General features: G+C 41.5%; 6 protein-coding genes, 1 tRNA gene and 1 pseudogene. 1 reads left to right on the forward strand and 7 read right to left on the reverse strand.

Annotation, left to right across the window (positions count from 1 at the left end; all coding sequences use genetic code 11):
- From AT710_08950 to AT710_08965, 4 genes and pseudogenes are all read right to left on the reverse strand, one after another.
- Window positions 1-194: pseudogene (locus AT710_08950) on the reverse strand.
- Between the two features lie 134 nt (window positions 195-328).
- Window positions 329-544, reverse strand: coding sequence for a hypothetical protein (locus AT710_08955; GenBank protein ID KUO90478.1), 216 nt, complete (start codon window positions 542-544; stop codon window positions 329-331).
- Between the two features lie 244 nt (window positions 545-788).
- Complete coding sequence (locus AT710_08960) at window positions 789-1,109, reverse strand: hypothetical protein (GenBank protein ID KUO90479.1); 321 nt, start codon at window positions 1,107-1,109, stop codon at window positions 789-791.
- Window positions 1,110-1,136: 27 nt separating this feature from the next.
- A complete protein-coding gene (locus AT710_08965; GenBank protein ID KUO90480.1) occupies window positions 1,137-1,355 on the reverse strand; it encodes a hypothetical protein in 219 nt (72 codons plus the stop codon).
- A 50-nt stretch (window positions 1,356-1,405) separates the two neighbouring features.
- Between AT710_08965 and AT710_08970 the strand changes: the two genes are divergently transcribed.
- Window positions 1,406-2,275 (forward strand): hypothetical protein, encoded by an 870-nt coding sequence (locus AT710_08970; GenBank protein KUO90481.1) that lies wholly within the window; start codon window positions 1,406-1,408, stop codon window positions 2,273-2,275.
- Here AT710_08970 and AT710_08975 read toward each other — a convergent pair.
- The 3 genes from AT710_08975 to AT710_08985 form a co-directional block, all read right to left on the reverse strand.
- Window positions 2,251-3,744 carry an amino acid transporter gene (locus AT710_08975; GenBank protein ID KUO90482.1) on the reverse strand — a complete coding sequence of 498 codons (1,494 nt, stop codon included), beginning with the start codon at window positions 3,742-3,744 and terminating at the stop codon, window positions 2,251-2,253. The genes AT710_08970 and AT710_08975 overlap by 25 nt on opposite strands.
- Before the next feature lie 503 nt (window positions 3,745-4,247).
- Window positions 4,248-4,778 (reverse strand): hypothetical protein, encoded by a 531-nt coding sequence (locus AT710_08980; protein KUO90483.1) that lies wholly within the window; start codon window positions 4,776-4,778, stop codon window positions 4,248-4,250.
- 83 nt (window positions 4,779-4,861) lie between these two features.
- Window positions 4,862-4,961: transfer RNA gene (locus AT710_08985), tRNA-Ser, on the reverse strand.
- Window positions 4,962-5,797 lie beyond the last annotated feature (836 nt).

Genomic DNA, 5,797 nt, shown 5'->3' on the forward strand with positions numbered 1-5,797 from the left:
GCTTGTGCATTGACCCCCAATTCTTCCTTGTACTTCTCGTAGCATTTATCCCACGTTCCCTCGAAATCCACTTTTTCACCGCGGAAGAATTGCTGCCTCCTCTCATAATTAACCTCGTTAAATAGCTTAGCAGAGATGTCGGCTAGTCTTCTGAGTTTTCTTTCTTGGAAGCCGTTTGGTAGGAGGCGAACCACGATGGTTCTCTTATTGTGTTTAATTTCTTTGATGTCCTCTCCCGGTATTGCGGGGTCGGCCCCCGCTCCCCATTCCCAAGAAATTGACCGGGGGAGGGCATCCTAAGGAGGAATAGTAAGAGGTTTTTAAGCTTTTACCCCGCCCTGAACAGTACTTCTAAGGATATTTTCCTAGCCCTTTCCAATAGCTTTTGAATCACTTCCATCCTTTGTTTCTCTACGTAATTCCTCACGGTCTGTGGGGATACGTCATGCGCTCTTGACTTACTTTCTACTGAATCGTTCCATAAACACGCTGAGATGAGGGTTTTTGCTACCTCTTCTCCTTTCTTTCCCTTGAAGTCTAACAAGGGAAGTAATTTATATCCTATGTTGAATATTATTTTGGTGAGGGAGAATTGGTGTTACCATCTTGCTCTCCTACACGTGGTAATACCGCATCTCCCTCACCTTAAACCTTTCTACACTTGAACTCTTAATACTCTTAAATATTTCTTTATCTTTTATGATTCAATAATTATCCTGTCAGAATTATTTTTTGTAATACGATTTTGGGTCTACCGTGAAGGGCGAGGTTTGTCGTTCGTTTTATCATCAAATCAATGCTTCCATGCGCTCCTCGCTTATTTTTCCCTGAAGCAATTCATGCGCGTAACAAGCAGTATATGCCGCGCTCAACACATCCATTGATGATGCCTTATACCTCAGAACCACGAGGGGAAAAGCATACTTATTCACATCCCATATTTCAATGAATATCATATTGTTCTTGCCTATTACATGTACTTCCGACCCATCATTATAACTCCTCAATATGTATCGCACTCCACTACTGAATCGATGCCTCTCGATAGAGCCATCGATGCATTCCATTGCTATTGAATTAATCACATTTCCAGCAATATCTACATGCATTGCCAAAAAATCATTACGGTGATATGCTTAAAAAGTTGCCCCCAATTCCCACGACATCTTCCTGCCCTGAAGGGAATAAATCGCTTCGTCCCCCTCATGAGAACTCCCATTAATAGGGAAAAAGAATGATACATAGGTTGTAAAATTAACTGGCATATCGTGATCTATTGGCCATACTATAAGAAAAACCCTTAGAGCACTGGGGCTACATTCATAAGTCTTCACCGAAAGGGGACTTGGTACCATTTTCAATAGATATACGAAAGAAATAAATAAGTCCCATAATGTGGCAACACATGAATGAAGTACTAGTTGCATTATCATCTCCTTTCTTAAATGGTAGGCTAAATAAGGAGGGATTAATCAATCACGTCGAATCATTAATTAAGGCTGGGGTTGATGGATTCTTCTTATTGGGAACCACGGGCCTTGGCATGGTTATGTCCACCGATGAAAAGAGGGAAGTAATGAATATAGTTAAGGAGGTGGCAGGACGAAAGAAATTGATAGCTCACGTTGGTGCGGCAGTGATCGATGACGTAATCAATGTATCGCGGGATGCAGCCAGGCTTGAATTTAATGCAGTGGCGTCGGTGCCTCCAATATATTATAAACCAGATGAAACTACTCTGATTAGGTATTACAATAAGATAAGGGAAGTCGCTGGTTTACCTGTATATATCTATAACATACCGCAAAACAGTGGATTCAATGTGACTCCAAGCCACGCTGCTCAAATGCGGGGAATAATAATTGGAGTAAAGGATAGCACTGGAGATATTGGGCAAGTGGCTGGCTTTGTGGATCTAGGGCTTGAGGTGTTTAATGGTGCTGATCACGCCATACTTCCATCCCTAGTTGTTGGGGCCCACGGGGCTGTATCCGCTATGGCTAACGTGGTTCCAGAGCTAGAGGTGAAGCTATTTAGGGAGTATGATGCAAACAATCTTAGCAAGGCCATGGATATTCAACGCTCAATAACTAAGGTACGCGATATAATAAAGAAGTACCCCACCCCGGCAGCTTATTACTGGGCAGCCTCAGTACTTAGGGGATATGAATTGGGGGATGTCAAGGAACCGCTTAGGACTTTGACGGATGAGGAGAAAAAGGAATTAAAGAAAGAATTAAATGATTTAATTCACTCTGGAGGGATCTCCTTATAGGCAAGCGATATATCTATGCCTTCCTTCTTGGAGTAATGCCTACGCATTGCGGCATATATGCCTAGCCCAGCTATGAATGTGGCTATCTCCACGCCATAAGCTAACCAATTACCGCCCCATATGCTGGGATACTCAAGGAATTGATAAGTTATGAATGCGAATACTATTGATGTTAAGGCGCCGGCGATCATTAGTAATTTATTGCCATCGCGTAACCCATGCTTCACGGCAGCTGCACCAACAGCCAAGTAATAAATCATTGCTGCAACCACGGCTCCATATAGCGCAGTGAATGTTCCATAAAAATACGCGGCCGCAATTATCAATATAGTGGTTATCACGAGATCCATGATATGGGCAGCAATAGGTGAGTGAAGCCGGGGGCTAACATATGACATGACCTCAGGCAAGTANCGGTCGAGTCCCATGGCCATTATGTACCTCGCCACTACGACCACTCCATATGCTAATACCGCTATCTCCCAAGTGAAGGATCCAATGATTAATAGCCATGATATAATTGGATTATTGGCAGCAGCTATCGCCACTGTCCAGAAATTAATTGCGTAATTAACATTTGGATTAGATAAGGCAACAGTGACAAATGGATAGCTTAGGCCATAATACATGGAGGCTATCGCCATAGTCAATAAAATGAATGTTATCACGGATGCAAGCACTACATTGAGTTTCAATGCCCCTTTACCCCTTATCTCTGATGAAATGGATGGCCCGGCCTGTATCCAGGGATAAATGAATATGGCGAAGAATGGGATCATCATTATGGTATTAAATAGGTTAAAGGTTGAACCTTTATATGAACCGGCAAGGCTTTGATAATTATAGCCATTGGGCAGCAACGAGTTAACTGCATTAACTAGGTTAGTTCTACCGGCGATTATGTAGATCATTATTGCAGCTATTAATGCAACTAGCGACACCAATGTGAGGGCAGTTATTAAGCGGAATCCGTATCTTGGCTTAAAAATATTGATTAACACTATTGCCGCAAATGATGTGACTCCAATCAGTATTGTGCCAAGCGTGCTTGTCAGGAATGGCACATTTACTCCAATTGCGAGAAGTGAACTATAGAGCGTCGGCGAGGCTGATAGGGAAACCAATGCAAAGTATGCCAGGGACTCCACTACGAACGCTAAAGCCAGTGAACCCCCTATGGCACCCCCGAACGCGCGTGATAACCAAATGTAATCTCCTCCGGCCCTAGGCATCTTAGTCACTAGTATAGTATATACTATTATTTGCGGAATAGATAGTGCAAAGGCAATTATAGNCGAAATAATTAGGTTAACGCCCTCTATGCTGGGCAGAAGCATCATGGTATAGCCGAGAACCGCGAGGGCGACCCCCATTGACATATCTGAAATATTTATTGAAACGGCATCCAAGAGACCGGCCTCCTTTACTAAGCCGGTGGATTCGCGGGCAAATATTTTCTTATTATCCATGTAATTAATTCACTAAAAATAGTTTTTAAAATTTTTGAATAAAATGAGGGAACTATAAGATTTAATTTAAATAAATATTTAAATAAATCTCAATTTAAATAACTAATTAAATATAACGAAAGATGCATTAACAAGTACATCAATAAGGAAAACCATAAAAGAAACAACAAGAAACTAACCTCCAACCCCAAAATGGCGAGGACCCCAAAGACCAGGGAGCTACCCCTTTATCAAGGATCCCGCTTAGATGCTTTTCTTTAAGGAGAGCTACAAAACAAAAATAAGTGCAGCGCCTCGTCTTCTTGATTGATGTGTCATCGCCTTGGCGAGTTCTCCTCCTTAACGATCCCTCAATCCCATGTCCGGAAAAAGAACCCAAATCCAAGGAACTAATCAACCCAATTCCCCAAACCATAAGTACAATGGGAAACCCCATGCCAGAGGAAGGGGATCCCTAATCCCTGTTTTATTGAATTCCTTACGCTTACCTATTTCCCATGGAATTACTGATTCATGTTTGGAGACGGCCTTGAACGGGGCTTAATTAATGCGCCTATTATTGCAATTATTAATCCAATTATGAATATTGCACCTCCTATGAATAACATGAATATGAATGGGGTGGCGCCCTCGAGGGAATTCGCTGGAATCACTGAATAACCATACTTAACAATAGTTGGCGTGGTATAGTTATTAACTAGTCCCAACATAATTGTGGAATTTGTTTCAGTTATAAATGATAGAATATACATTCCTGAAACAGAAGCGGATTGCGTAGTTGTATTTATGCTGCTCAGTGGTCTATCCATTGAATCATTATAAATCAATATTATCAATGATGGGGCTCTAGTTATGGTTACGTTTATCCTAATAGCGTCACCAGGCCCTAGCGATACAGGCTCCCCAAGCAGTGTTTTATTCACGGAACTAATTAAGGGGCTTAATTCTCTTGGTATATAGTAAAACGAAACAACAACCAATATTACGCCAATAATCAATAACGCAAGACCTATAATTAAAATATTCTTTCTCATGGGCTAGAACCACATTAATGCATTATTATACTTTTTCACAGCGCCGAAACCATCTAAACCCCCACCAACAGGATTGAAGAGATTGGCGCCGGGGCCGGGATTTGAACCCGGGCCCCCTTTCGGGGATGGGATGTCGGGCCACGGTCTCCAGTCCCACGCCTTGGGCCGCTCGGCCACCCCGGCATCACTTTATTCGCCTCCTTAAAGTAATTTTTAAGCATTATTCAGATTTCAATTTATAAACAAGTTCCACCAACTTAGAAATATCGCATAATTTTTCGTTGGTTCTTAATTCATCCAAGCTATTGCCGTCTTTATAATGGCATTATAAGAGATAATTAAGAACTCATCCTTCAGATATTCTAATAACATTAAAGATAAAAACCGGATTTCTTGATTTAGAATAACGAGGGCTTTCTTTCTCTTGTTTCGGTATTCCGTTTTCGTCCACCGCTATTGCTTGGCCTATTCCTGTATTAGGTATAACTTCAATGGTAATATTATTAATGAATGACTCGATATCGCGTTCGAGTGTTTGATCTATACTTCCTTGTTTTTGAGCTCATTTGCCCTAGCCAAAACAAGATACCTATATCCTTTCTTCATAGTTTCTACTTTTTTCTTCTCCGATTGATTGGGAGCCTGCAACAGACTATCTGGAAGCAGCGCTACTATTCGTTATTACTTCGAATATCTTAGATAGGGCATGAGCCGAAAAGAAAGTCCTCTCTTCCTTATTTTCAAATTTGTATTTAACTGGGCTATATTTTGAGACATCTCCAGCTATATACACCAAACACTGCTGATCAGAATTTTGCATAATTACATATTAGGAAAATCATTTTCAACTTTATTGGGGGTTAAGGGGGCGGAAGTCCCCCTCCGCGAGGTGGGGGATGCCCCGTCCATGAGGGCGGGGTAATTCACATGGAGGAATTATTTGCACTTCTATGTTTTGAGCTAATAAAAATCCTCACTCATTGAGGCTTTATAGCTTATTGGAATAATTCCCGTGATAC

This window comes from Thermocladium sp. ECH_B (assembly GCA_001516585.1).
Lineage (GTDB): Archaea > Thermoproteota > Thermoprotei > Thermoproteales > Thermocladiaceae > Thermocladium.